This is a genomic window from Erythrobacter sp. JK5, from assembly GCF_018205975.1.
Lineage (GTDB): Bacteria > Pseudomonadota > Alphaproteobacteria > Sphingomonadales > Sphingomonadaceae > Erythrobacter.
Map to the genome: position 1 here is coordinate 1,450,257 of NZ_CP073577.1, position 24,088 is coordinate 1,474,344.

Annotated in this window: 24 protein-coding genes, 1 tRNA gene and 1 pseudogene; 12 read left to right on the forward strand and 14 right to left on the reverse strand. The window is 62.8% G+C overall.

All coding sequences use genetic code 11. The features are described 5' to 3' along the window. Window positions 1–23: 23 nt before the first annotated feature. Window positions 24–938 carry a toprim domain-containing protein gene (locus tag KDC96_RS07045; RefSeq protein WP_212451816.1) on the reverse strand — a complete coding sequence of 305 codons (915 nt, stop codon included), beginning with the start codon at window positions 936–938 and terminating at the stop codon, window positions 24–26. Between the two features lie 146 nt (window positions 939–1,084). Here KDC96_RS07045 and KDC96_RS07050 point away from each other — a divergent pair, with 146 nt between their 5' ends. Together KDC96_RS07050 and KDC96_RS16385 are read left to right on the forward strand one after the other, a co-directional pair. Then, a complete protein-coding gene (locus KDC96_RS07050; RefSeq protein ID WP_212451818.1) occupies window positions 1,085–1,669 on the forward strand; it encodes a lytic transglycosylase domain-containing protein in 585 nt (194 codons plus the stop codon). Further along, window positions 1,666–1,869, forward strand: a complete 204-nt coding sequence (locus tag KDC96_RS16385) for a DUF5818 domain-containing protein (protein ID WP_224800987.1) — start codon at window positions 1,666–1,668, stop codon at window positions 1,867–1,869. Before KDC96_RS07050 ends, KDC96_RS16385 begins: the two co-directional genes overlap by 4 nt. Before the next feature lie 7 nt (window positions 1,870–1,876). Here KDC96_RS16385 and KDC96_RS16390 read toward each other — a convergent pair whose 3' ends face one another. The 8 genes from KDC96_RS16390 to KDC96_RS07085 all read right to left on the reverse strand — a co-directional run bounded on the left by KDC96_RS16390 (window position 1,877) and on the right by KDC96_RS07085 (window position 7,563). Next, the gene (locus KDC96_RS16390; RefSeq protein WP_249171964.1) at window positions 1,877–2,530 is read right to left on the reverse strand and encodes a site-specific integrase; all 654 of its coding nucleotides are present in this window, start codon (window positions 2,528–2,530) and stop codon (window positions 1,877–1,879) included. 23 nt (window positions 2,531–2,553) lie between these two features. Beyond that, window positions 2,554–3,129 carry an integrase arm-type DNA-binding domain-containing protein gene (locus KDC96_RS16395; RefSeq protein ID WP_249171965.1) on the reverse strand — a complete coding sequence of 192 codons (576 nt, stop codon included), beginning with the start codon at window positions 3,127–3,129 and terminating at the stop codon, window positions 2,554–2,556. A 178-nt stretch (window positions 3,130–3,307) separates the two neighbouring features. Beyond that, window positions 3,308–3,384, reverse strand: a tRNA-Met gene (locus tag KDC96_RS07060). Between the two features lie 100 nt (window positions 3,385–3,484). Next, window positions 3,485–4,003 carry a 2'-5' RNA ligase family protein gene (locus tag KDC96_RS07065; RefSeq protein ID WP_212451820.1) on the reverse strand — a complete coding sequence of 173 codons (519 nt, stop codon included), beginning with the start codon at window positions 4,001–4,003 and terminating at the stop codon, window positions 3,485–3,487. Window positions 4,004–4,103: 100 nt separating this feature from the next. After that, window positions 4,104–5,075: an endolytic transglycosylase MltG gene (gene mltG, locus KDC96_RS07070; RefSeq protein ID WP_212451822.1), complete on the reverse strand. Its 972-nt coding sequence runs from the start codon at window positions 5,073–5,075 to the stop codon at window positions 4,104–4,106. A 4-nt stretch (window positions 5,076–5,079) separates the two neighbouring features. Further along, on the reverse strand, window positions 5,080–6,339 hold the full coding sequence (fabF, locus tag KDC96_RS07075; protein WP_212451824.1) for a beta-ketoacyl-ACP synthase II: 1,260 nt from the start codon (window positions 6,337–6,339) through the stop codon (window positions 5,080–5,082). A 95-nt stretch (window positions 6,340–6,434) separates the two neighbouring features. Then, entirely contained in the window at window positions 6,435–6,671 is a 237-nt protein-coding gene (locus KDC96_RS07080; protein ID WP_212451826.1) for an acyl carrier protein, read from the reverse strand. 94 nt (window positions 6,672–6,765) lie between these two features. Next, a complete protein-coding gene (locus KDC96_RS07085) occupies window positions 6,766–7,563 on the reverse strand; it encodes a hypothetical protein (RefSeq protein ID WP_212451828.1) in 798 nt (265 codons plus the stop codon). A 194-nt stretch (window positions 7,564–7,757) separates the two neighbouring features. Here KDC96_RS07085 and KDC96_RS07090 point away from each other — a divergent pair, with 194 nt between their 5' ends. Next, window positions 7,758–8,192: a PA2169 family four-helix-bundle protein gene (locus tag KDC96_RS07090; RefSeq protein WP_212451830.1), complete on the forward strand. Its 435-nt coding sequence runs from the start codon at window positions 7,758–7,760 to the stop codon at window positions 8,190–8,192. Window positions 8,193–8,325: 133 nt separating this feature from the next. Here KDC96_RS07090 and aspS read toward each other — a convergent pair. Beyond that, window positions 8,326–10,109: pseudogene (gene aspS / locus KDC96_RS07095) on the reverse strand (aspartate--tRNA ligase). A 193-nt stretch (window positions 10,110–10,302) separates the two neighbouring features. On the opposite strand from aspS, the gene rnd reads away from it, so the two are divergent. The 3 genes from rnd to KDC96_RS07110 all read left to right on the forward strand — a co-directional run bounded on the left by rnd (window position 10,303) and on the right by KDC96_RS07110 (window position 13,718). Then, the gene (gene rnd, locus KDC96_RS07100) at window positions 10,303–11,505 is read left to right on the forward strand and encodes a ribonuclease D (RefSeq protein WP_212451832.1); all 1,203 of its coding nucleotides are present in this window, start codon (window positions 10,303–10,305) and stop codon (window positions 11,503–11,505) included. 7 nt (window positions 11,506–11,512) lie between these two features. After that, complete coding sequence (locus tag KDC96_RS07105; protein ID WP_212451834.1) at window positions 11,513–12,409, forward strand: LysR substrate-binding domain-containing protein; 897 nt, start codon at window positions 11,513–11,515, stop codon at window positions 12,407–12,409. A 304-nt stretch (window positions 12,410–12,713) separates the two neighbouring features. Beyond that, window positions 12,714–13,718 carry a hypothetical protein gene (locus tag KDC96_RS07110; protein WP_212451836.1) on the forward strand — a complete coding sequence of 335 codons (1,005 nt, stop codon included), beginning with the start codon at window positions 12,714–12,716 and terminating at the stop codon, window positions 13,716–13,718. Between the two features lie 45 nt (window positions 13,719–13,763). Here the strand turns inward: KDC96_RS07110 and KDC96_RS07115 are convergent, their stop codons facing one another. Both KDC96_RS07115 and pgsA read right to left on the reverse strand, forming a co-directional pair. Then, a complete protein-coding gene (locus KDC96_RS07115) occupies window positions 13,764–14,396 on the reverse strand; it encodes a hypothetical protein (RefSeq protein ID WP_212451838.1) in 633 nt (210 codons plus the stop codon). 222 nt (window positions 14,397–14,618) lie between these two features. After that, window positions 14,619–15,227 carry a CDP-diacylglycerol--glycerol-3-phosphate 3-phosphatidyltransferase gene (gene pgsA, locus KDC96_RS07120; RefSeq protein WP_212451840.1) on the reverse strand — a complete coding sequence of 203 codons (609 nt, stop codon included), beginning with the start codon at window positions 15,225–15,227 and terminating at the stop codon, window positions 14,619–14,621. Between the two features lie 128 nt (window positions 15,228–15,355). On the opposite strand from pgsA, the gene KDC96_RS07125 reads away from it, so the two are divergent. After that, window positions 15,356–16,759, forward strand: coding sequence for an MFS transporter (locus tag KDC96_RS07125; protein ID WP_212451842.1), 1,404 nt, complete (start codon window positions 15,356–15,358; stop codon window positions 16,757–16,759). 12 nt (window positions 16,760–16,771) lie between these two features. Here KDC96_RS07125 and KDC96_RS07130 read toward each other — a convergent pair whose 3' ends face one another. Continuing rightward, window positions 16,772–16,963, reverse strand: a complete 192-nt coding sequence (locus KDC96_RS07130) for a hypothetical protein (RefSeq protein ID WP_212451845.1) — start codon at window positions 16,961–16,963, stop codon at window positions 16,772–16,774. A 218-nt stretch (window positions 16,964–17,181) separates the two neighbouring features. Between KDC96_RS07130 and KDC96_RS07135 the strand changes: the two genes are divergently transcribed. After that, on the forward strand, window positions 17,182–18,855 hold the full coding sequence (locus KDC96_RS07135; RefSeq protein WP_212451847.1) for a thiamine pyrophosphate-binding protein: 1,674 nt from the start codon (window positions 17,182–17,184) through the stop codon (window positions 18,853–18,855). Here the strand turns inward: KDC96_RS07135 and KDC96_RS07140 are convergent. Next, window positions 18,852–19,244 (reverse strand): EVE domain-containing protein, encoded by a 393-nt coding sequence (locus tag KDC96_RS07140; protein WP_212451849.1) that lies wholly within the window; start codon window positions 19,242–19,244, stop codon window positions 18,852–18,854. The genes KDC96_RS07135 and KDC96_RS07140 overlap by 4 nt on opposite strands. Before the next feature lie 191 nt (window positions 19,245–19,435). Between KDC96_RS07140 and KDC96_RS07145 the strand changes: the two genes are divergently transcribed. The 4 genes from KDC96_RS07145 to ftsY all read left to right on the forward strand — a co-directional run bounded on the left by KDC96_RS07145 (window position 19,436) and on the right by ftsY (window position 24,069). Then, window positions 19,436–21,100 carry a bifunctional diguanylate cyclase/phosphodiesterase gene (locus KDC96_RS07145; RefSeq protein ID WP_212451851.1) on the forward strand — a complete coding sequence of 555 codons (1,665 nt, stop codon included), beginning with the start codon at window positions 19,436–19,438 and terminating at the stop codon, window positions 21,098–21,100. Between the two features lie 64 nt (window positions 21,101–21,164). Further along, window positions 21,165–21,974, forward strand: coding sequence for a diaminopimelate epimerase (dapF, locus tag KDC96_RS07150; RefSeq protein WP_212452477.1), 810 nt, complete (start codon window positions 21,165–21,167; stop codon window positions 21,972–21,974). Next, the gene (locus tag KDC96_RS07155) at window positions 21,956–23,149 is read left to right on the forward strand and encodes a MiaB/RimO family radical SAM methylthiotransferase (RefSeq protein ID WP_212451853.1); all 1,194 of its coding nucleotides are present in this window, start codon (window positions 21,956–21,958) and stop codon (window positions 23,147–23,149) included. The genes dapF and KDC96_RS07155 overlap by 19 nt, the downstream gene beginning before the upstream one ends. After that, the gene (ftsY, locus tag KDC96_RS07160) at window positions 23,146–24,069 is read left to right on the forward strand and encodes a signal recognition particle-docking protein FtsY (protein ID WP_212451855.1); all 924 of its coding nucleotides are present in this window, start codon (window positions 23,146–23,148) and stop codon (window positions 24,067–24,069) included. Before KDC96_RS07155 ends, ftsY begins: the two co-directional genes overlap by 4 nt. Window positions 24,070–24,088 lie beyond the last annotated feature (19 nt).

The following is a 24,088-nucleotide window of genomic DNA, read 5'->3' on the forward strand; positions in this document are numbered from 1 at the left end:
GAAATCGAGAAGCCCTCTCTCCTCTAACGCGCCGCTTTGCGGCGCAGCCATGCTATGAGTTCATCGTTCCAGTCGGTATCGCTTGGATGTGGCTTGCGGACTTGGATCGTCCGCCCTTCCTGCGCGTAGGCTCCGAGGCCACGCGAGGCGGCCAGCTCGCCGCCAGCATCATGATCGACGAACAGATGAAGCTCGGTCACACTCTCGGGAATGCTTACGAGACCGAAACGCTCATTCCCAAGGGTCGCCCAAACGGGAATGCCGGTGAGCGCATAGGCTGACAACGCGCTCTCGATCCCCTCGGCAAGGCCGAGCTTCCCGGAAACCGGAGCAAAGAGACGGACAGCAGCTTCACCGAGCGAGCCAAGCGCGCGCTTTGGCTTGTCGAAGGTGGCCTTGGTTGAAGCCTCGGTGGACAAAAACGTGCGGTGGATCGCGATCGGCCCCTCATCGAGGCTGACCGCCGCAATCATAGCGGGAAGAAAGCGGGCCTGTCCTTTCGGCCCGAGCGGCGTTTGCGGATGAAAGCGAAGAGCTGAAGATGCGGCCAGGATGCCGCGGCTCTCGAGGTAGGCCTTCGCCGGACTGGCACCCAATGGTTCCGCTTCGCGCCAGATCCTCAACGCTGCTGCCGAGGGTGTGCGTAGCCTTGTTGGCTCGATCTGATCCTCGGCCGAAGAACCCGAGAAAAACCTGGCCACCTCGAAACCTTCGCGCGCCATTGCGGAAAGCACGCTCTGTTGATCGCAGCCCGCAAAGCAATGGAAGAGAATAGCCTTTCGGCCGAGCGTCACGCCGAGCGAAGGTGTGCGGTCATCATGCGCGGGACAGCACGCCATCCCCTTTGTGCCTGACCATTTGCCCCCTCGGCTTTCGCAGATGTTGCGGGCGGTGTCCTCAAGCGAGGTACGTGACAGGGTTGAATTCGAAACAGGCATACCGGCTCCATCGCCTCACAATTGCCCCCTCCAGACGAACCCCTCTCCTCTCGGATAAACTTGCAAAAAAAACGTTTTCCTACACCCATTTGTTCTATTTATGTTCTCTTGCGGATCGAGGCAACGTGAAAGGTAATTCAATGCGAATGTCTCTGGTGGCTTGCGGTTGCGGTGCGCTCGCGATTGCGATTTCGGGATCCGCGCACGCGCAGGAGTTTCAGGTCTTCGACCATGACCTCGGCACAGTTGAGGTTACAAACGACAAAGGGCGCGCTTTCAACCCGACTGCAATCCACTTGGGCAAGCCAGATGGCGGCGCGGCCTATATCGATAGAAGCTTCAAGGAAGCCTTGTATGAGCCACTCATCCGGCAAGCTGAAGCGCGATACCAATTGCCGCCTCGACTGCTTCAGGCCCTGATTTGGCAGGAATCGCGGTTCAACCCGATGGCAATCAGTCCGGCTGGCGCCGCTGGGCTCGCTCAACTCATGCCGGGAACGGCAAGAGAACTTGGTGTCAGCAATCGCCACGATCCGGCTGAGAACATCGATGGCGGCGCGCGGTATCTGAAGCAGATGCTAGAGCGCTTCGGTGCGATCCATCTCGCGCTGGCCGCATACAATGCTGGTCCCGGCGCCGTGTCGCGAGCCGGCGGAATACCGAAAAATCGTGAAACACCTGGATATGTGAAGAGCGTTATCGACCGATGGATGGCATACGGTTCGATATGACTACGAATCGGAAAAGGATCAGCGGACGGCTCGAGCACCTTCCTCGGGGAGCCGTAATTGTAACCGATGCCGGAGATCATTGGGTTCTCGAAGACTACGAACCCTCAAACAACGACTTTGGATTTGAGGTTACCGCAGAGGGTATCGTTGTCGGGTTCGACCGCCTTCGCGTCGAATGGCTGGGGCAGGTGCCCGCCTAGGAGCAGGTCAAGCGGCTCTCAAAACAGCAATGTTTTGCGCTTTGCCGCCGATGGAATCGAGGAAGTCTGCCCAATCCTGCAGCATTGCACGACGGGGAGCGAGATATTCGGCAGCATTGTATGCCCCGCGAACCTCGTTCTCTTCGCTGTGTGCCAATTGCAGTTCGACCCAGTCTTCATGATATCTGCGGATCCACATCGGTGGTTCGCTGACCTCGACCAGCTGCTCATTCGCCCAGGTGCTCGCCAGACCCCTGAAGCCGTGAACAGTTTGTCGCCCGTGGTAACCGAGGCGATAGAGGCCATAGATCATCGTATTCTCGGAAAGCGGCATCTTGGGCTTCTGGCCTGGAAAGACGTATTCGCCTTCGGACTTGCTGATCATATCTTGAGCAAGAGAAGCGGCTTGTCGCGACAAAGGCACGATATGCTCGCGGCCCATTTTCATCCGATCAGCGCCAATGCGCCAAACTGGTAAATCTCCGACTAGACCTTCAAACTCGTGCTTCTTGGCGAACCGGAGTTCCTTGGTCCGGACCCATGTAAGAAGAGCAAAGGTCAATGCCGCCCGCGTAATTTCGGATCGTCTCTCACCCTCTTCCTGGTATCGCTCCATCTTGATGATGAGTTCGGGTAGCTGTGCCAGAGGCAGCTTCGCCATATGCTTGACCCGAGGACGTGGCTTCAAAGCCCCCGAAGATGCGCCGTTGGATCGGAATCGCAAAGTCCGCTGGCAATCGCGAACTGGAATACCTGACCAATGCATTGCTTGGCCCGTCGACTGATGTCGAGCGCGCCGCGCTCCTCGATCTTCCGAATGACCTTCAGGACTTCTGGTGGAGTTATCTCATGCATCATGAGCTCGCCTAAGACAGGAAGCACGTCCTGCTCCATCCGCGACCACACGCGCTTCGCATGGGCGGGATTGAGACTACTTGCTCTGTTCTCATGCCACATGGTGGCAATCGCCCTGAAGGTCTTAGCCTCTTCGAAGTCCCGACCCGGTTTGTGAACCATCGGGTCCCTGCCTTCGGCCAGCACACCCTTGGCAGCTCTCTTGAGTTCTCTTGCGGCCGCTATTCCGACTTCGGGGTAGGCACCGAAAGAAAGCAGCTTCTCCTTCCCGTGGTACCGGTATTTCAGCCGCCAGAGCTTCGAGCCGTTCTTTTGCACCAGGAGGAATAATCCCTCCCCATCCGCAAGCTTGTATGGACGCTCAGCCGCCTTCGCTTTTTTGATCTGAATCTCACTCAAGGCCATTGGGGGTATCGCTCCTTTTCGCTACCCCCGGAAAATACCCCCAAAATACCCCCACACCAAATCCGGCTTCAAGCGAATGCATGCGCACGCAAGCGGACGCGAATCACTCACATCATTCTGTTTTAATTGAAGTTTACGGATGTATGCGGAAGCAAGCGAACCCATGCGGATTCGAGATTGGTAGCGGAGGAGGGACTCGAACCCCCGACACGCGGATTATGATTCCGCTGCTCTAACCACCTGAGCTACTCCGCCCCATGCTTGCCGCGATGGGCTTCGCAAGGCGACAATCGCCTCTAGCGAGCGGCGCATTTAGGGTGCACGTGCGCAGCGGTCAACCACTGTTGAGCGGCTTTCATGCGCGCTCCTTGCCCCGAAACGCGCAGGTCTTCACCCATTCCCACGGACCACCGAGATAGCGGTGCAGTTCGAGCGCGGGAAACGCGAAGTCGCGCGGCTCGATCTGTGGTGCCAGCTCGGCCTGCAGGGCGCGCGCCTCCTCCTTGCTCACCTTGTTCTGGATCGTGATGTGCGGGCGCGGTTCGTAGAGGTCCTGATCGGTCAGCGCGCCGTGGAAATGCTCCGCTATCATCGCGCGCAGCGCCAGCAGTCCGGGCGCTTCGAGTGCGATCGCCGTGCCCTTGCCGAGGTCCATCAGCCCGCTGATGCGCGCAGCCGGCGGCGCATACTCGCGCGCGACCTGCGGCAGGAAATCGCGCAGCTCATCGAGCAGCGACGGCGCGAAGGCGTGAAACATCGTGACATGCGCGTGCAGGTGATTGCGTTCGGGCGGGAAATGCGCGCGGCGCAGACCCTCTGCCCAGCCCTGAATGTCGGGCGGCAATTTGGCGGTGACGATGAAGGGACGGCTCACGCCCTACTCCATCTCCCCCCGCTCGCGGCAGGTTCTGTCGAGGTCCGCCGAGGACCGTTGAGCGCGGCGCGAGCGAAGGCTCATTTCGATAAGCGTCCGGTCATTCCATCTCCCCCCGCTCGCGGCGGATCGCGTACCATCTCTCGACATTGGCGTTGTGCTGTTCAAGCGTGTCGGCAAACCAGTGCCCGCCGGTCCCGTCGGCGACCATGAACAGCGCGCTGGTCCTTTCCGGATTGAGAACCGCCGCAATGCTTTCGCGCCCCGGATTGGTGATCGGGCCTTCGGGCAGGCCGACGCGGGTGTAGGTGTTGTAGCCGTTGACAGCCGCGATCTCGGACTGGCGGATGCGGCGGCCCAGCGGCTTGCCCTTGGTGATCGGATAGATGATCGTCGGATCGGCCTGCAGCAGCATCCCGGTCTTCACCCGGTTGGAATAGAGGCCCGCGACCATCCGCCGCTCCGACGGCTTGCCGGTTTCCTTCTCGACAACCGAGGCGAGGATCAGCGCGTCGCGCATCGTTTCGACCGCGATATCCGGCTGGCGTTCGGCCCATGCTTCGGCGAGATAGGTGTCCATGGCAGCCTGCATCTGCTCGATCAGCGAGGCACGGCTCTGGTTGCGCTCGAAGGCATAGGTGTCGGGCAGGATCGAGCCTTCGGGAGGCACGTCGATCTCGCCGGTGAGCAGTTCCTCTGCCATCAGCTTTTCGTAGACCAGGATCGAGGGCATGCCTTCGGGTATGGTCACAAACCGGCGGATCACATCGCCCGCCTGGAACGCCGCGAGGATCTGGCCTTGCGACATTCCGGGGGTCAGCAGGAACTCCCCCGCCTGGATCGGATCGGACGAGCCGAAGATGCGAGCTCGCAATACGAAGCCGTCGGTCGATGTAATTAGGCCTTCGTCTTCGAGCTTGTCCGCCACCGCGCTGACCGAAGCTCCGGCCGGAATAACGAAGGGGGTCTCGTCCTTGACCGTCGCGCCACCCAAAAGCGACGCACCCAGATATAGCCCGGCGGCGCCAGCCAGCGCCAGCACCAGCCCGACAATAAGGCCAAGGCGCTTCACCGGATCAATCGATTTTCTGCATGATCAGCGAGGCGTTGGTACCGCCGAAGCCGAAGCTGTTGTTCAGCACCGCGCGCACTTCGCGTTGCCGCGCCTTGAGCGGCACCAGATCGATTCCCTCCGTGCCTTCATCGGGGTTGTGCAGGTTGAGCGTTGGCGGAACCACGCCGTCGCGCATGGCGAGGATGCAGAACACTGCTTCGACCGCGCCCGCGCCGCCCAGCAAATGCCCGATTGCCGACTTGGTCGAGCTCATCGAGGCACCGCCGAGATCGTCGCCCAGCACGCGCTTGACCGCGGCGAGTTCGATCGTGTCGGCCATCGTCGAGGTGCCGTGGGCGTTGACGTAGTCGATATCGCCCGGCCCGAGACCCGCCTTGCGCAGCGCCATCCGCATCGCCAGCTCCGCGCCCTTGCCTTCCGGATGCGGCGCGGTGACGTGATAGGCATCGCCCGACAGGCCGTAACCGGTCACTTCGGCGTAGATGGTCGCCCCCCGCGCTTTCGCGCGCTCGTATTCCTCGAGCACGATCACGCCCGCGCCTTCGCCCATCACGAAGCCGTCGCGGTCGCGGTCGTAAGGGCGGCTCGCCTCGGTCGGGCGATCGTTCATGCTGCAGTTGAGCGCACGCGCTTGCGCGAACCCGGCGATCCCCAGCGGATTGATCGTGCTTTCGGCCCCGCCCGCCAGCATAACGTCGGCATCGTCCATCTGGATCATCCGCGCGGCATCGCCGATCGAGTGCGCGCCGGTCGAACAGGCGGTCACGACTGCGTGGTTGGGGCCCATGAAACCGTACTTGATCTGCACCTGCCCGGTCACGAGGTTGATCAGGCGCCCGTGGACGAAGTGCGGGCTGACCCGGCCCGGTCCGCGCTCGTGGAGATTGACGCTTTCGAGCTCGATCCCCGGCAATCCGCCGATCCCGGCACCGATCGAACAGCCGGTGCGCAGCTTCTCCTCGTCACTCATTTCGGTCAGGCCGGCATCTTCGAGCGCCTGGCCGGCCGCATCTATGCCGTAGACGATGAAGGGATCGACCTGCCGCTGGATCTTGTGGTCGACGCGCTTGTCCGCATCGAAGCCCCAGGCATGGTCCTTGGGCTTCACCTCGCAGGCGATGGTGCATTTCTGCCCTTCGGGCTCGAAGCGCGTAATCGGCCCCGCACCGCTTTCGCCTGCAATCAGGTTTTTCCAGCTGGTTTCGACATCCCCGCCCAACGGTGTGACGAGACCCAGTCCGGTTACAACCACACGGCGCATTGCAATCCCTCCGAAACACTACAGGCCCGCGACCCTCAGCGGGCTCGGGCCTGTTGGTCAACGCCCCGCCGTCCGGCGGAGCCGATGCGGGCAGATCAGCCCTTGTTTTCTTCGATGTACTTGGTGGCGTCGCCGACCGTCGTAATCTTCTCGGCTGCATCGTCGGGGATTTCGACGCCGAATTCCTCTTCGAACGCCATCACCAGTTCGACGATATCGAGGCTGTCGGCCCCCAGATCATCGATGAAGCTTGCTTCCTGGGTGACCTTGTCGCCTTCGACGCCAAGGTGCTCGACGACAATCTTCTGCACGCGGTCGGCAGTATCGCTCATGTGTGTCCCTCTTGAATTGGGGGTTAAGAATTGGCCTTCGCCCTAATCAAGGGCGCGAATGAGCGCAAGTGGCGATCGATTTTCCGCAACAGGTTCAGTCGAACAGCGATTGTGCATCCTGCCGCTCGATATCGCCCCGGAACGCCAGCGAACGTTCGATCATGTATTTATGCCATCCGCCGAACATCACAAGGGCGCGCAGGCTCTGGCCGCCGATCGTGTCGAGCGCGGCGTTGATGAGTCCCGTGTGGGCGGCGTTGATCTTGGTCCAGCCGCCCGCGCCAAGATCGGGGTCGAAATAAATCTGGTAGGGCGTCTGCCCGCGCTGCACGAGCACGTCGTATTCCGGCGAATGGATGAAGCGCGGGTCATCGCCACGCCCGTCGAGGGCGCGGGAGAGTTCCGCCCTAGCCTCAAGATGTTCGGCCCATTGCGAGGCGCGGTCGCGATCGCTCTCGATCGCGCGAAGGGCGGCGCTCCGGTCGTCGGCAATCTGCTGCGTCCACCCGGCCGTGCCGACCAGCGTGAAATCCATCTCGCGCGAAAGCGGAAACACGACGTCGGTGTATTCGGGAAACACCCGGGTGCGCGGTTCGGTGACCTCGCCGGTTTCGGCAAAGCTGCGGCGCGCCTCGTCGATCCGGTCCGGCGGGATTTCGGTGAGTATGACGTCCGGCTCCGCCCGCCGGATCGCGGTGCGCAACCTATCGAGCGAATAGGCCTCGCTGGTTCGGTGATTGCCGTGGAGCACGGCAAGCACGGTCACCTTGGTCAAGGCCACGTCGGCGGGGTCGCTACCGGGTGCGCATCCGGTCAGCGCCTGGCTGGCACCCGCCAGACCGCTCGCGGCTGCGAGGCTCCCGAACATCGCTGTCCTGCGTGTCGCTTTCATGGTTCCTCCCGGTTCCGGACATTCCGCCCGACTTGGCCTCGATATGCCGCCCCCGTCCAGTCTCTCGACCTGTCGCAGCTCAGGCGCGACTCGTCGTCCGGTACGGATCGAATTCCCGGTCTGACCGTTAAGTGATTGAAAGCGCGATACAATCGGTGTCGCACGCAGCCATACGCAGACCCTTAGGGAGACCCATGACTACTGTTGATCTGATCAAGAACCTTACCCAAACCACTTACGATTCGGTCGAAGGTTATCGGCTCGCCGCCGAAAAGTCGGACAATCCGACTCTCGAGCGCGCCTTTGCCCGCCGCGCCGGCGATCGCGCCGAAATCCTCAACCGTCTGAATTCCGCGATCCAGTCGCGCGGCGAAGCGCCGGTGACCGCTGCCAGCACGCAGGGCAAGGCCCACCAGTTCTTTCTCACCCTCACCGAGGCGCTGGGCGACAGCAACGAAGCCGCGATCAAGCGCGTGGAGGAAGGCGAGGAGTATCTTGCCGAGCAGTTTCGTGACGCGCTCAAGCGGGAAGACCTCGACAAAGACACGCGCATGCTGATCGAAACCGCCTATCGCGACGTGCGCGAAGGGGAACGCTTCAGCGACATGCTCGAGCAGCACTACGCGTAATCGGTACCCGGCGTTGCGCGCTACGCGACCTGGCGATCGTGCCACCAGCGCTCTGTGCCGGGCAATATAATCACGAAATCCTCACAGACTGGGGCGTCCGGACCTTCCGGGCGCCCATTTTTCTTGCGAGAATTCAGCTGTCTTTCGCGGGCGGTTCTACCGTGCGCAGGTGCAGTTCGCGCAGTTGCCTGGGTTCGGGCTTGCTTGGCGCGCCCATCATCAGGTCTTCGCCCTTCTGGTTCATCGGGAAGGCGATAACCTCTCGAATCGCTTCCTCGCCTGCCAGCAGCATCACGATGCGGTCGATCCCCGGTGCCGAGCCACCGTGCGGCGGCGCGCCCAGTTTGAAGGCTTCGATCATCCCGGCAAATTCGCGGTCGACCGTTTCCTTGTCATAGCCCGCGATTTCGAACGCCTTGTACATGATCTCCGGCTTGTGGTTCCGGATCGCGCCCGATGACAGCTCGTAGCCGTTGCAGACAATATCGTACTGCCACGCCCTGATGGTGAGCGGGTCCTGCGTCTCCAGCGCTTCCATCTCGCCCTGCGGCATCGAGAACGGGTTGTGGCTGAAATCGACCTTCTTGTTTTCCTCGTCCCACTCGAACATCGGGAAGTCGACGATCCAGCAGAATTTGAAGCAGCCCTCTTCGATCAGGCCGAGCTGTTCGCCCACCTGCGTGCGCGCGGCACCTGCGAGCTTCGCGGCGTCCTTTTCCTTGCCCGCGGCAAAAAACAGGCCGTCATCGGGCCAAGGCCGAGCTCGTTGTAGAGCTCCTCCATGCGATCCGGCCCATGGTTCTTGGCGATCGGACCACCGAATTCGCCGCCCTTGCGGGTCACATAGCCGAGGCCCGCAAACCCTTCGGAACGCGCCCATTCGTTCATGTCGTCGAAGAACTTGCGGCTCTTGTCGGCGGTGTTCGGGGCTGCCACCACGCGCACCACGCCGCCGCCGCCAACGATCTTCTCGAACAGGCCGAAGCCCGATTTCTCGAAGTGGCTGGTGACGTCGCTGATGATCAGCGGGTTGCGCAGATCGGGCTTGTCGGTGCCGTATTTCAGCATCGCTTCAGCATAGGGAATGCGTGGGAATTCGCCCGACTTGGTTACGGTCTTGCCGTCGGCGAATTCCTCGAAACATCCGGCCAGCACCGGCTCGAGCGCCTGGAACACGTCTTCCTGAGTGACGAAGCTCATCTCGAAATCGAGCTGGTAGAATTCGAGGCTGCGGTCGGCGCGCAGGTCCTCGTCGCGGAAACACGGCGCGATCTGGAAATATTTGTCGAAGCCCGACACCATCAGCATCTGCTTGAACATCTGCGGCGCCTGGGGGAGCGCGTAGAACGTGCCCGGATGCATCCGGCTGGGCACGAGAAAGTCGCGCGCGCCTTCGGGGCTGGACGCGGTGAGGATCGGGGTCTGGAACTCGGTAAAGCCCTGATCGGTCATCCGGCGGCGCAGGCTGGTGATGACCTTGCTGCGCAGCATGATGTTGCGATGCATCGTTTCGCGCCGCAGATCGAGGAAGCGGTACTTGAGGCGGATATGCTCGGGATATTCGAGCTCGTCCGCGACCGGCAGCGGCAATTCCTCCGCCGCGCTCTGCACCGCGATCGCGCGGGCGAACACTTCGACCTCGCCGGTCGCCAGCTTGGGGTTCACCGTTTCGGCGGTGCGCGCCTTGACCTCGCCATCGATGGTCACGACCGATTCGAGCCGCAGCTTGTCCAGCACGGCAAGCGCGGGCGAATCCTCGTCCGCGACGATCTGGGTGATGCCATGGTGATCGCGCAGGTCGACGAACAGGACGCCACCGAAATCGCGCTTGCGATGCACCCAGCCCGAAAGACGGACGGTTTCGCCAACATTCCCGGCGGAAAGCTGTGCGCAAGTATGAGATCGATAGGCGTGCATCTAATTTCTTGTCCTGTTTGGGTGTAAGGCGCTAAGGGCGCGCCGCGCAAAACGGCGTGGTGGCGTGGCTGCTCCAGTCCGCCCGGATACGCGCGCGCTAACAGGGGAACCACGTGGTTTTGTCAAGCCGCGCGGAAAACGAGTGGGACTTGTACCCGAGGGCGGCACTCCGCCCAAATTATGTGAAGTTGAGATGAAGATACACGACCTGATCACCACCACCGAAGCGCTCGCGGACCTGTGCGAGCGGCTCGCAAAATCCGAATTCGTCGCCGTCGATACCGAATTCATGCGCGAAAACACCTATTGGCCGGAACTGTGCCTGGTGCAGATCGCCAACACCGAAGAAGCTGCGGCCATCGATCCGCTGGCCGAGGGTATCGACCTCGCCCCGCTGCTCGATCTGATGTGCGAGAACGAGGACGTCCTCAAGGTCTTCCATGCCGGCGGACAGGATGTCGAGATCATCGTCAACCTGACCGGCAAGACCCCGCATCCGGTGTTCGATACCCAGGTGGCGATGATGGCGATCAGCCAGTCCGAACAGATCGGCTACGCCAACCTCGTCGATACCTGGCTCAACATCCAGATCGACAAGGGCGCACGGTTTACCGACTGGAGCCGCCGTCCGCTGACCGATCGCCAGATCGAATACGCGATCGGCGACGTGACGCATCTGTCGAAGATCTTCCCGAAGATCCTCAAGAAACTGATCAAGACCGGCCGCGGTGCGTGGCTCGATGCCGAAATGGACAAGCTCGCGGACGAGAGCAATTTCATCATCGATCCCGACACGTCGTGGAAGCGCATCCGCTCGCCCGGACGCAATCCGCAGGTGCTCGGGCGGCTGAAGGCGCTCGCCGCATGGCGCGAGGGCGAAGCGCAGCACAAGAATATCCCGCGTGGACGGATCATGCGCGACGAGACGCTGGCCGATATTGCCTCGCACCCGCCCAAGAAACAGGCGGACCTCGCCAAGGTTCGCGGGCTCTCTGCCGCATGGAAGGACAACGATATCGGCAAACGCATGATGCGCGTCGTCGCCGAAGCCGAACCGCTGCCGAAAGAGGAAATGCCCGAAAAGATGAAGCGCGGCGCGCCACTGGGCAAGGAAGGCGCGCTGGTTGCCGACCTGCTCAAGCTGCTGCTCAAGATCCGCGCCCGCGAAATCGACGTTGCCGCGCGCCTGCTGACCCGCGCCGACGAGATGGAAGCGCTTGCCGCCGGGGTGCGCGATCTCAAGGTGCTGCAGGGCTGGCGTTACGAGGTGTTCGGCCGCGATGCGCTGGAACTGGTCGAAGGCAAGCTCGCCTTTGCAGTGCAGAACGGCCGGCTCAAGATGACCCATATCGACGACATGCAGGCCAGCATGGAAGAAGCGCTGGCGGCGGAATAGCGGGAGCGTGAGCACCTACCTTCCCACCATCAAGCAGCTGCAATATCTGGTCGCGCTGTACGAGCACAAGCATTTCGGCCGCGCTGCGGATGCGAGCTTCGTGTCGCAATCGACGCTGTCGGCGGGCATCCGCGAGCTTGAATCGCTGCTGGGCGTGACGCTGGTCGAACGGAGCCGCCGCGTCGTGCGCTTCACCTCGCTGGGCGAGCAGGTGGTCGAGAAAGCCAATCGCCTGCTGCGCGAAGCGGAGGAGTTGTCCGACATGGTCCAGGCGGCCGGTCAGCCGCTGTCGGGCCAGCTGCGCATGAGCGTCATCCCGACCATCGCGCCATTCATGCTGCCGCGGCTGCTGCCGCGCCTCAAGCGCGAGCGCCCGGACCTCAAGCTCTTCCTGCGCGAGGAAACCAGTCAGGACGCGATCGAATCGCTCCAGCACGGGCGCGCCGATTGCGTTCTGCTCGCCTTGCCGTTCGACACCGGCGAGGTCGAAGTCGAACATATTGCCGACGACCGCCTGTTCGTCGCCTTCCCCAAGGACGACCCGCGCGATCCGCCCGACGTCGTCCCGCCCGAAATGATCGACGAAGGGCGGCTGCTGCTGCTCGAGGACGGGCACTGCCTGCGCGATCACGCGCTGGCGGCCTGCAACCGCTCGGAACTGCGCGCCAGCGCAGCGATGATCGGCACCAGCCTGCATACGCTGGTGCAGTTGGTCGACAACGATCTGGGCCTGACGATGCTGCCCGAAATGGCTCTCAACGCCGGAATTCTCGAAGGCACAGAGGTCGTCGCGCGCCCCGTCGACAATGCCGATGCCAAGCGCGAGATCGTGCTGATATGGCGCAAGAATTCGCCGCGCGAGGCGGATTTCAAACTGCTCGCGGAAGAATTGCGGGCAGGCTGAGGAGCCCGGGAAGCTGGCCCTTCGACAGCGAGATTCAGCGCAACCTGAAAGAAGAATCCACGCAATTTGAATAAGATACTGCCCAGCGGCAGAATCTTATCAAGTTCGAATCGATATATTTGTATAAACCCGACAACTTTGCCTCCGGCGATTGAGAAAAATGCAAGAATAGGACAGGGTATTTCCCTTACATTATCGGGCCGCATCCACGACAACTTCTATGGAGGGTATGTCGATGATTAAGGAAGCGCTTGATATCTCAGCACATTCGCTTGAAAGTGCCGCCAAATCCATCCGCAGCGTCTTGCCGGACTCGTCTGCGAAGACCACCGACGGATTGTTCGCCCAGGCGATTACCGTGGTGAATTCGCTGACGGTCGATATCGGCCCCGAGGCGGCATCCGATTTCGAACCTGCGGAACTCGAATTGCTTTCGGTTTCACTGGTAAAGCTGCAGCTCCAGACCGCCGAGCTTGCCGAACAGGCCCTGCGTGTGAACTTCCCGGTCGAATTCGGGATCAAGCACGCCGTCTCACCCTACGCGCTGATTACCCACGACAAGCTGCTGGGCCCCGGCCTGTGGAAGATCGGCGCAGCCGAAGACCCTGACGTCGATCTGTCGAAGCATATGCTCGAATTGGGGCTCGGCGTCATGCTGGCAGGGACGGGGACCGAGAAATCGAAAATGATCGAGCGGTTTCGCGCGTTCAAGAAGCTGCTGCTGCTGATCATTGCCGGTATGGCGACCTCGCAGAACCCGAAGGCGAAGATCGCGGCGAAGATCCTGGCAAGTCTCCTGGCGTCGCTCGACGACAAGATCGAACAGGATGAAGGCGGCGGCGGAATCGGGACCGAGTCTCCGGGCGGCGAAACCGAGGACTGCTACGCCGATGTGTTTCTCCTGAGCGTGGAGTCGACCTCGATCGGTGCCGGCGTCGCCAACGAAACAGCCGACGTCGCCGACTGGGATCTCGAATTCAAGATCGGTGCCGAGCCCAACATCAAGATCAACTCTTCGCAGGCGGACGCATCGATCGCCCGCCCCTATGCGCTGAAGGAAAACCTCAAGCTGGATGGCAAATGCGGCCAGATGAACACGCTCAACTGGGCGTTCAATGCCACCGAGATCGACACGCTGGGCTCGAACGATCTGGGGACCTGGCAGTCTGGATCGACGCGCATGAAGTGCCCGAACCACCGGACTGTTCCCATCCCGGTCACAGTCAGGGAAGACAACAGCACGACGGCCACCAACACGACCACGGTCACCGCCAACCTGCTGATCGTGTTCAAGTGCGGCCGCGACTAGGCGGACTGGGCCGGGCTGGCCCCGGCTCGAAAGAGTGATGCCGGTTCAGCGCGAAACGACGGATCGGGTCCACGTTCGGCCCGGCATCACCGCGATATCGACGGGGAGCGCGCTTACCCCGACGGACAGGGTGTAGGCGACGCCGATCACCTGCGGTCGCCAGGACCGGGTGCTGGCTGCCATGCTCGAAAGCCAGCTCGACAAGCTCGTGCCCGCCGGCGGGGTGAAGCCGCCGGGAGGGGCGCTGATGAACATCGATCCGCCGATGCTGACGCCGGCATCCACGGTGACCGCCAGTTCGATCGAATCTCCGCCCAGGGTCGAGGGAGCGGGTCCGAAGAAGTATCCGAGCTGAACCCCGCCGCCCGCGCCGATGTTCGTCACCAGCCCGACCGAAAGCGAGCCATAGAGGCCGATATCGAACCCTCTGGACTTCTTCCAGAAATAGACCCCGCTGCCCGCAGAATAGGCCGCCCCTGCCGACGCGCCGACGGTCAGCCCTTCGGTGATCGTGAAATCGGTGGGGGAAGGAACGACCGCCCCCGGGATCGAACCGCTGACGGTCATGGTGGCGCCGTCGTCGCACCGATCGAGTGTGTGATCGAGCAGGCGCCCCTTGGCGTTGCCGGTCGCCGCCAGCGCCGCAATGGCCCCGCGAAGCAGTGTCTCCTCGCCCATGACATTCGGCTTGGCACTGGGCAATCGACACCGTTGCGCCGTACTGAAATCAAGCCCCGCGAAATTGCGAAATCGAACGCGAAAATTCTCCGGCATAGAGGCACCCCCTCCTTGGATGCAGCCTCATACCACAGTTCCTCGGCGATCCGGAATTCTTCGATCAGGTCGGTTTGCCGGCGGCGTAATCCACCAGCGCGCGCCGATCTTCCGAAACCGGCCCGTTCAGTCCATGTGCTTCAGGCCGACTCGCAGATAATCCCAGCCGGTGATGCAGGTCAGCACTGCTGCGGCCCACAGGCTGCCCAGACCAATCAGGTGGATCCAGCTTTCGGCGGTAGTGCGGCACATGTCGCCGACCTGCTGGCAAGGCTGGCCGTGCACCGCTCCGCCAGCGATCAGCGCGCCGAGCGCGACCAGCTGAAACGTCGTTTTCCATTTGGCAAGGCGCGAGACCGGGATCGAGACCTGCAATCCGCCGAGGAATTCACGCAGACCGCTGACCGCGATTTCACGCATCAGGATGACGAGCCCGGCGATAACGTGAAAGTCGCCGACATACGGCCCGCGCATATACCCTTGCGCAGTCAGAATCAGGATCACGGTCGCGACCATGATCTTGTCCGCGATCGGATCGAGGAACATGCCGAGCTTCGACACAGTCCCCTGCGCGCGCGCAAGATAGCCGTCGAAGAAGTCGGTGATGCCGATCAGGCAGTAGAGCACGAAGCCGACCGCATAGCCGAGCCGCCATTCCGGCCACCACAGGAAAAACGCCAGCAGCGGCAGCGCCAGGATGCGCGACAGTGTCAGGATATTCGGCAGCGTCAACATGTCCTGGCCGCCTGTAGCGCTTCCCAAAGCGGGGCAAAAGACGTGATCGGGTGCTTGTGAACGCTCTTGTGAATGTCACTGCGTCCGCTATGTCAGCCGCCTCAAGGGACGCAGGCACGCATCACGGCATGACCACATCGACGCACCTCATGCGCCGCAAGCGCTTCCTCCCGCTCATGGCGACCCAGTTCTTCAACGCCTTCAACGACAATCTCTACAAGACCGCGCTGGTGCTGTTCGTGGTCTATTCGGTCTACAACGACGAACAGCAGGAAGCGCTGTTCAGCGGTCTGGCGACCGGCATCTTCATCCTGCCTTTCGTGATCCTCTCCGCGCTTGCCGGACAGCTCGCGGATACGCGCGACAAGGCGAAGATCATCCGGATCGTCAAGCTGTGCGAAATCGGCTGGGCAAGCCTCGGCGCGATCGGGCTGTTCATGGCGTGGCAGGGCATCGCGGTGCACACTTTCGCAATCCCGCTGCTGCTGTTCGTGGTATTTCTCGCTGCGGCGCAATCGACCTTTCTCGGTCCGATCAAATACGCGATCCTGCCCCAGCACCTGAAGAAGGACGAGGTGCTGCCCGGCACCGGGCTGGTGGAAGCGGGCACCTATATCGCGATCCTGACCGGCACCATCCTGGCCGGCTTCGTCTCGGTCGAACTCGCGATCGTGCTCATCGTGCTGACCGCCTTCGTCGGATACTTCGTAAGCCGGTGGGTGCCCGATGCGCCGCCGCAGAGCGATTACGAGATGCACTTTCCGCTGCTCGAGCCCTATGCCGAAAAGCCGCGCAACCCGGTGCTCAAGTGGATGGGCTACGTCCCGGTCGCGATCGCCGACCAGGCGGTGATGAGCTGGCGGCTGGTCACCGACACGATGCACATTCGCGAAATCTTCTACGCCATACTCGCGATCAGCTTCTTCTGGACCATCGGGGCAGTGCTGTTCATCCAGTTCCCGCCGCTTGCGAAAAACCAGCTGTACGCGAGCAAGGAGGTCGCGAGCCTGTTTCTGGTGATCTTCTCGATCGGTATCGCGATCGGGTCAGTCGGCATCAACGCGCTGCTGAAGGGCGTCGTTTCGGCGCGGTTCGCACCCGCTTCGGTGGTCGTCATGGGGCTGTTCGTGATCGGGTTCTATCTTGTCGCAAGGGCGTGGACGCCGAGCTCGACGGGCGAATTATTAGGCGTCCATGCTTTCGTGCTTGAGCCGCTGGCGATCCCTCTCCTGCTGATGCTGCTCGGCATCGCGACGGCCGGGGGCATGTTCGTCGTGCCGCTCTACGCGTTTCTGACGACCCGGTGCGCGCACGATGCCGCTTCGCGCACGATCGCGGCCAACAACATCGTCAATTCGCTGGCGATGGTGATCGGATCGCTGATCGCGATCGGGCTGACACTTCTGGGGCTACCGGTGGCCGAGCAATTGTTGCTCGCCGCCGCGATGTGCGTGGTTTCGGCCTGGCTCGGCAAGATCCTTCACAACGCCGAACTGGCGCAGGTCGAGCTGACTGCCAGGGCCCTGCGCTGAGCCGCGGGCCTGTTACATGATGAAGACGAGGATCGCGGCGGTTGCAGCGACATAGGTGCTGACGAAGCCGCGAATATCGGTCGTCGTCAGGCGCCACAGCGATTCGGCCGGGATATCGAGCAGATCGCGTTTTACATGCGGAGGCAGACTCGCCCGGAACGGATGGCGGCACGTCTCGTCGGTGAGAACCAGGTTTCGGCGCATGCAGGACCTCGTTTTTTGGGCGCAGACTGTTGCCCGTCGCCGTGTCGTCGTTGACCTCTGCGTTAACACTTTCTTAACTTTTTGGAACGGCGGCTTGGGCGGTGTCGCGCAGTGGGACATTAAGCAGTCGCCTTAACCAACCCACCGGGTTCGAAGACCGTTTGCGCCCGGGCGCGCCCGGCGCTAAGCGCGGCTGGCCTGAGCGGGAGAAACACGACTTGGCCGATCCGACGAAAACCGCAGCCGAATTGCTGGTCGAATGCCTCGCCGAACAGGGCACCGATCGCATTTTTACGGTGCCGGGCGAGAGCTTTCTCGCGGTGCTCGATGCACTGCATGAACGATCGGAAATCGAGACGATCACGTGCCGTCAGGAAGGCGGCGTCGCGTTCATGGCCTGCGCTGACGGCGCGATGACGCAGAAGCCCGGCATCGCCTTCGTCACCCGCGGACCCGGTGCGACCAATGCCAGCATCGGAGTGCATGTCGCGCATCAGGATTCGCAACCGATGATCCTGTTCGTCGGCGATGTGGACCGCGCGATGCGCGATCGCGAGGGGTTTCAGGAAATCGATTTCAGCGCTTTCTTCGGCCCGATCTGCAAATGGGCGGCGCGGATCGACGATGCGGCCCGAATTCCGGAATACATCGCCCGCGCCTATTCGGTGGCCATAAGCGGACGCCCGGGTCCGGTCGTGCTCGCCCTGCCCGAAGACATGCTGTGCGACCAGGTGGACGCTGCGCTTGCGCCGCGCCCGCCCGTCACCCGCCCGGCGCAGGCCGCATGCCCCGACGCGATGCAGGCGCTGTTCGCGCTGATCGCGGATGCCGCCAGCCCGATCGCGATCATCGGCGGTGCGGGCTGGAACGCGAAGGCGCGCGATCACTTTCAGCGTTTCGCCGAAAGCATCGGCCTGCCGGTCGCGACCGCATTCCGCCGGCAGGACGCGATCAGCCCGTCCTCCCCGGTCTTTGCCGGCAACCTTGGCTACGGTCCCAATCCGAAGCTGGTCGCACGGGTGAAGAATGCCGATCTGGTGCTGGCCGTCGGCGCGCGGCTCGGCGAGGCGACGACCGACGGCTACACCGTTCCGCCGCTCGAACACCCTGACCAGCTGCTGGTCCACGTCCATCCCGATCCGGAAGAGCTCGGGCGGGTCTACCGCACCGAGCTCGCGCTGTGCTGTGCGGTCGACGAATTCGCCGAGACCGCCGCGCTGTGGGAGGATCACACCGTCATCCCCTTCGATGCCGGGGCCGAGGCGCATGCCGAGTGGGAGGCATGGGCCACGCATTCACCCGCCGACGCTCCCCCTGCGCTCGACATGGGGGCATGTGTCTCCGCCATGCGTGCGGCGCTGTCTCCGGATGCGATCATCTGCAACGGCGCAGGCAATTTCTCGGGCTGGTGGCACCGCTACTGGCGCTACGAAGGGCTGCCGACGCAGCTCGCGCCGACCGCCGGGGCTATGGGGTACGGGGTGCCCGCAGCGGTCGCTGCCGCGCTGCGCCACCCGGAGCGGCAGATCGTCGCAATTGCCGGAGATGGCGATTTCCTGATGAACGGACAGGAACTGGCGACAGCGGTACAATACGGCGCGAACCTGTTGGTGTTGGTGGTCGACAACAGCGCCTACGGCACGATCCGGATGCATCAGGAGCGCGAATATCCGGGCCGGGTTTCGGCCACCCGGCTTTCCAACCCGGACTTTGCGACGCTCGGCGCGTCGTTCGGGTCATGGAGCGCGACCGCGACGACCACTGAAGAATTCACCGACGCGCTCGCCGAAGCGCTGACGCGGCAGGGCCTGCGGCTCATTCACATGAAGATCGATATCGAGCAGCTCGCCGCCAGCGGCGCGACGATAAGCGGCCTGCGCGCGAAGGCCTAGCCTTCGGCCATCTTGCAGATCAGCTTCCATTCGGCTGGCTTGATCTTCGCCACCGACAATCGCGACTGGCGCACCAGCTCGCAATCGGCCAGCCTGGGCTCCGCCTTGATCTGCTTGAGCGTGACCGGGTTATCGAACTTGCGCTTGGGCTTCACTTTCACTGCTGCCCATGTGCCGGTTTCATCGGTCGGGTCGCCAATGCCCGCCACGCTGATTTCGCAGATACCGACGATTTCGAGTCCTTCGCGCGAGTGGTAGAAAAACGCTTCGTCGCCCACTTCCATCGCGCGCAGGTTTAGCTTCGCGGCATGATTGCGCACGCCGTCCCACACGCCCTCCTTTTGGGCGACGAGATCGTCGTAGCTGTATTTGAAAGGCTCCGATTTCATCAGCCAGTAACTGGGCACGCGTCGAGCTCCTGCTGTGTGTCTACGTTCGCCCGATACCCAAGCGAGAGCCTCACCGCCACCCCGGCAGCGTGCGAACACCCGGGATTAACCCGATTTTTAGGGCTATCGCGCCATTACACGCAGATTGGCTTTTCAGGGGGGCAAGCCGTTCTCGGTGCTTTTCGATCAAAGTGGCTAACCAGAATTCGACCAACCGCTTCGGCACCGCCGAGCGCGATCTCATAGCCCTCGGCATCGCGACCGGGGCGATCATCCTGTTCGTCGCTACCGGCAGCTCGGTACTGCCCCAGGTCGTGCGGGCGATGCTTGGTGATGGCGACGGCCCGGACAACCTGCTGGTCAACGCTCTGTTGCTCAACATCGCGCTGATTATCTTCGGATGGCGCCGCTATCGCCAGCTGACGTTCGAGATAAGCGAACGTCGCAACGCCGAGGCTCAGGCGCGCGAACTCGCTGAAATCGACCCGCTGACCGGCTGCCTCAATCGCCGCAGCATGGCCGAAGCCACGCAGAAGCTGCGCGAAGACGCGAACGCAAAGGGTCAGGCGATCGCGTTCGTGATGATCGATCTCGATAATTTCAAACAGATCAATGATATGCACGGCCACAGAGTCGGCGATGCAGTGTTGACGACACTGGCCGAACGCATTTGCTCCCAGCTGCCCGGTCAAGGCAAGCTGGCCCGGCTCGGCGGTGACGAATTCGCGTTCGTCGTTCCGTACGATGCGAAGGCCCCGGAGCGGGTCGACGATCTTGTGATCCGGCTCTACGAGCGCGTTACCGGGCAATTCGAACTCGACGGGATTACCATCGACGCAACGATGTCGATCGGGATCGCTACAGACCACGACGAGCACGGTTTCAATCCGCTCGTGGCGGATTCTATTGCGTTGATGCACCGCGCCGACATCGCGATGTATCACGCCAAGAAGCAGGGCAAGAATCGCTTCTTCTGGTTCGAACCCACGATGGAGAACGAACTGCGGTTCCGCAACGAGCTGGAATCGGGCATCCGCCGCGGGCTCGCTGAGCGCGAATTCGTGCCCTATTACGAACAGCAGATCGATCTCGAGAGCGGGGAACTGGTCGGGTTCGAGATGCTGGCGCGCTGGCATTCACCGCAACTGGGCGTGGTCAGCCCCGAAATCTTCATCCCGATCGCAGAGGAAATGGGCCTGATCGGCGAGTTGTCGGACCAGCTTATGGCGCGCGCGTTCGTCGACGCAACCGAGTGGGACGAAACGCTGACCCTTTCGATCAACATTTCCCCGGTCCAGCTGCGCGATCCGTGGTTCGCCCAGAAGCTGCTCAAGCTGCTGGTCAAGCACGGCCTGCCGCCACGCCGGCTCGAGGTCGAGATCACCGAAAGCTGCCTGCACTCCAATATCGGCATGGTGCGATCGATGATCACCAGCCTGCGCAATCAGGGCGTGCAGATCAGCCTCGACGATTTCGGCACGGGCTATTCGAGCCTCGAACAGCTGCGGACCCTGCCGTTCGACAGGCTCAAGATCGACCGCAGCTTTGTCAGCGAACTGGGCGATCCCGACGGGCGGACCAAGATCGTCGATGCGATCATATCGCTCGGTCGCGGGCTCAACATGCCGATCACTGCCGAAGGGATCGAGGACGAGCACATCCTCGAGACGCTCAAGACCATGGGCAAGCTGAAGGGCCAGGGCTACCTCTACGGACGTCCCGAAACTGCCGAGCAGGTCCGCGAACGGCTGCGCGCAGAAGGCAAGCTCGCCGAACAGCCAGTCGCGCCCAAGGCGTCGGAAACCGATTTCGAGGCAGAGATTGCGGCGATGACGCGGCTGCACGCCAGCCAGTAACGCAGCGTCGCCGGGAACGCCGGGGCTGGACGCGGGCGGACGGCGTGCATAGATGCGCAGCGCGATGCGCATTCCCTTCACCAAGATGCACGGCCTGGGCAACGACTTCGTCGTGCTGGATGCCCGCACGCAGGAACTGCCCCGGATTTCGGGGTCGATCGCGAAGGCGATTGCGGATCGGCGACAAGGGATCGGCTGCGACCAGCTGATCCTGCTCGAACCGAGCGAAAGCTGCGATTTCCGCATGAGGATCTTCAACGCGGATGGCGGCGAAGTCGAAGCGTGCGGCAACGCCGCGCGCGCGGTGGCGCTGCTGCATGGCGAGCCCGCTCGGGTCGAGACCGCCGGCGGCCAGATCGCATTGTCGCCCGCTGACGGCGGTGCAACGGTCGATATGGGCACGCCCCGGTTCGACTGGGAGGCGATCCCGCTCGCCTACGCGATGGACACCGCGGCGATGCCGCTCGCGTGGGAGGAACTCGGCAACCCGATGGCGGTCAATGTCGGCAATCCCCACGCGATCTTTTTCGTGGACGATGCCGATGCGGTCGATCTTGCCACGCTCGGCCCGCAGATCGAGCACGATCCGGTGTTCCCCGAGCGTGTGAACGTCAATGTCGCGAGCGTGGTCGGCGAGGATCACCTCAAGCTGCGCGTGTGGGAGCGTGGCGCAGGGCTCACCCGCGCCTGCGGAACCGGCGCCTGCGCCACCGCTATGGCGGCGATGAAGCGCGGACTGGTCGGGCGCACGGCCACGGTCACCCTGCCCGGCGGTGACCTCGTGATCGAATGGGACACCGACAACCGCATCCAGATGACCGGCCCAGCGACTGAAGCCTTTCGCGGCACATTCGAATGGGACGAGTTCGCGTGAGCGCTCCCTCAAAACTCGCGGAAGTCATCTCATTGGGCTGCCGCCTCAATATCGCGGAAAGCGAGCGGATGCGCGCGATGCTCGCCGAGGCGGGCGATGTGGTGGTGGTCAATTCCTGCGCGGTCACCAGCGAAGCGGTGCGCCAGACCCGGCAGGCGATCCGCAAGGCCCGCCGCGCGCGGCCCGATGCGCGGCTGCTGGTCACCGGCTGCGCCGCCGATATCGAGCGCGACGAGCTCGGCGCGATGCCCGAAGTCGACGGGCTGATCGCCAACGAACGCAAGCTCGATCCGCGCGCGTGGAATATCCCGGCGGCCTCGGCACCCCTCGCCCCGACCAAGACCCGCGCCTTCATCGCGGTCCAGAACGGCTGCGACCACGCCTGCACCTTCTGCGTGATCCCGCAGGGGCGCGGAGTCAGCCGTTCGCTGCCGGTTGCCGAGGTGCTACGCGAGGTCGATCAGCATCTCGATCACGGCGCGAAGGAAGTGGTGCTGACCGGGGTCGACTTGACGTCATGGGGTCACGATCTGCCCGAGATGCCGCCGCTCGGTGCGCTGGTCGCCGCGATCCTCGATGCGTTCCCCGCCCTCGCCCGGCTGCGCCTCTCGTCGCTAGACGGAATCGAGATCGACGAGGCGCTGCTCGAACTAATCGCGAGCGAAGAGCGCGTGATGCCGCACCTCCACCTCTCGCTCCAGCATGGCGCGGACCTGATCCTCAAGCGCATGAAGCGCCGCCACAGTCGCGCCGATGCGATCGACCTGGTGCAGCGCCTCAAGGCCCGCCGCCCCGAAATCGCCGTAGGCGCGGACCTGATGGCGGGCTTTCCGACCGAGAGCGCCACGCATCACGCCGACAATCTCTCGATCATCCGCGAGCTAGATATCGTCCACGGCCACATTTTCCCGTTTTCGCCTCGCCCAAGCACACCCGCCGCGCGCATGCCGCAGCTCGACCGCGCGCTTATCAAGGCCCGCGCCGCGGAATTACGCGCCGCCGTCGCCGAAGTGCGCATCAGGTGGCTCGCCAGCCTTGTGGGCGAAACGCACCGCATCCTCGCCGAACGCGATGGCAGCGGCTACACGCCGCATTACGCCCGCGTCGCGCTGCCCGAAGGCACCCAGCCGGGCGAAGTCATCGAACTGTCCATCGAGGAAGGCCTGCTCAAGTGAACGAGAAAAGCTGGAGCCAGCGCCTTTTCGGGGGATTCAGCAAGACGTCCGACCGGCTCTCGTCGAACCTCTCCGGCATCGTCAGCACCGCCAAGCTCGACGATGCGACGCTCGACGATGTCGAGGACGCGCTGATCGTCTCCGATCTCGGCCCCGCCGCCGCTGCGCGCATCCGCGCCAAGCTGGCGGAGAAGCGCTTTGGCCTGCAGATCACCGAGCAGGAACTGAAGGAAGCGGTGGCCGAAGAAATCGCCGAAATCCTCCGCCCGGTGGCCAAGCCGCTCGAAATTACCGCCTTCCCCCGCCCGCAGGTGATCCTCGTGATCGGGGTCAACGGCAGCGGCAAGACCACCACCATCGCCAAGCTCGCGCACCTCTTTACCGAGGACGATTACGGCGTGCTGCTGGCGGCAGGCGACACGTTCCGCGCCGCGGCCATCGCACAGCTCGCCACCTGGGCCGAGCGCGCCGGTGTGGACCTGGTGCGCGGCCCGGAAGGCGGCGACCCGGCCTCGATCGTCTTCGACGCGGTCAAGCAGGCCACCGACACCGGGATCGACGCACTGATCGTCGACACCGCCGGGCGGCTGCAGAACAAGCGCGAGCTGATGGATGAGCTGGAGAAAATCCGCCGCGTTCTTGGTCGCCTCAATCCCGAGGCCCCGCACGACGTGGTGCTGGTGCTCGATGCCACCAACGGCCAGAACGCGCTGTCGCAAATCGACGTGTTCAAGGAAGTCGCGGGCGTCACCGGGCTGATCATGACCAAGCTCGATGGCACCGCGCGCGGCGGCGTGCTGGTCGCGGCGGCCGAGCAATACGGCCTGCCGATCCACGCCATCGGCGTCGGCGAAAAGATGGAAGATTTGCGCCCGTTCGATCCGGATCTTGTTGCCAGAGTTATCGCCGGTGTTGCTTAGCCTTCGACATTGCGAGGAG

Bases quoted from the DNA above. Each gene is read 5' to 3' on its own strand.
- KDC96_RS07130 (WP_212451845.1), bottom strand. From the start codon at position 16,963: ATGCGCCGAAACCTGGTTCTCACCGACGAGACGTGCCGCCATCCGTTC.
- pgsA (WP_212451840.1), bottom strand. From the start codon at position 15,227: ATGTTGACGCTGCCGAATATCCTGACACTGTCGCGCATCCTGGCGCTG.
- KDC96_RS07050 (WP_212451818.1), top strand. From the start codon at position 1,085: ATGTCTCTGGTGGCTTGCGGTTGCGGTGCGCTCGCGATTGCGATTTCG.
- KDC96_RS07085 (WP_212451828.1), bottom strand. From the start codon at position 7,563: ATGAAAGCGACACGCAGGACAGCGATGTTCGGGAGCCTCGCAGCCGCG.
- KDC96_RS16395 (WP_249171965.1), bottom strand. From the start codon at position 3,129: ATGGCCTTGAGTGAGATTCAGATCAAAAAAGCGAAGGCGGCTGAGCGT.
- KDC96_RS07125 (WP_212451842.1), top strand. From the start codon at position 15,356: ATGACCACATCGACGCACCTCATGCGCCGCAAGCGCTTCCTCCCGCTC.
- KDC96_RS07090 (WP_212451830.1), top strand. From the start codon at position 7,758: ATGACTACTGTTGATCTGATCAAGAACCTTACCCAAACCACTTACGAT.
- KDC96_RS16390 (WP_249171964.1), bottom strand. From the start codon at position 2,530: ATGGCGAAGCTGCCTCTGGCACAGCTACCCGAACTCATCATCAAGATG.
- KDC96_RS07045 (WP_212451816.1), bottom strand. From the start codon at position 938: ATGCCTGTTTCGAATTCAACCCTGTCACGTACCTCGCTTGAGGACACC.
- rnd (WP_212451832.1), top strand. From the start codon at position 10,303: ATGAAGATACACGACCTGATCACCACCACCGAAGCGCTCGCGGACCTG.
- KDC96_RS07080 (WP_212451826.1), bottom strand. From the start codon at position 6,671: ATGAGCGATACTGCCGACCGCGTGCAGAAGATTGTCGTCGAGCACCTT.
- fabF (WP_212451824.1), bottom strand. From the start codon at position 6,339: ATGCGCCGTGTGGTTGTAACCGGACTGGGTCTCGTCACACCGTTGGGC.
- KDC96_RS07115 (WP_212451838.1), bottom strand. From the start codon at position 14,396: ATGGGCGAGGAGACACTGCTTCGCGGGGCCATTGCGGCGCTGGCGGCG.
- KDC96_RS07140 (WP_212451849.1), bottom strand. From the start codon at position 19,244: ATGAAATCGGAGCCTTTCAAATACAGCTACGACGATCTCGTCGCCCAA.
- KDC96_RS07155 (WP_212451853.1), top strand. From the start codon at position 21,956: ATGGGACGAGTTCGCGTGAGCGCTCCCTCAAAACTCGCGGAAGTCATC.
- dapF (WP_212452477.1), top strand. From the start codon at position 21,165: ATGCGCATTCCCTTCACCAAGATGCACGGCCTGGGCAACGACTTCGTC.
- KDC96_RS16385 (WP_224800987.1), top strand. From the start codon at position 1,666: ATGACTACGAATCGGAAAAGGATCAGCGGACGGCTCGAGCACCTTCCT.